The sequence below is a fragment of the Photobacterium lucens genome (genome assembly GCF_009873615.1).
In the GTDB taxonomy this organism is placed as follows: Bacteria; Pseudomonadota; Gammaproteobacteria; order Enterobacterales; family Vibrionaceae; genus Photobacterium; species Photobacterium lucens.
Genome location: NZ_SSMG01000131.1, coordinates 1 through 393, shown reverse-complemented (window position 1 = coordinate 393; position 393 = coordinate 1). Strand labels below are relative to the sequence as shown.

The following is a 393-nucleotide window of genomic DNA, read 5'->3' as shown; positions in this document are numbered from 1 at the left end:
ATTAAAATGAAGACACTAAGTTGGGTGAAAGTTATATTCTAGATGAAAAACACCTTACTAGCGAATTACATAAAATAAAAATTGAGGAATAATAAATTGAAAACAATAGCTTTTTTTATTTTTTCTGTTTGTGTTTTTTCATATTCACACTATGTAACCTTCGACCATTATGGTAAAGACGGTGTATTTACATCTAAACTTCATGTTCACTCTCAATCAAAAGGAATATGGAATTCGTTAATCAAATTGACATTTGAACATGGTGATTACACGTCAGATATTTATATAGAGGGAAGTGGTATAGATGAAATGGCTATTTTTCGTGATAATGGGAAAATTTTAAGTTATAGTGATGGTTTTTATACTGTTAACTCTGACTTACAAGTATTACAA

General features: G+C 28.2%; 1 protein-coding gene. It reads left to right on the top strand.

Features of this window, described 5'->3' with window-relative positions:
* Positions 1–96: 96 nt before the first annotated feature.
* Positions 97–393 (top strand): hypothetical protein (locus E5A76_RS20470; protein ID WP_222932511.1); only part of this gene is annotated, 297 nt, incomplete at its 3' end.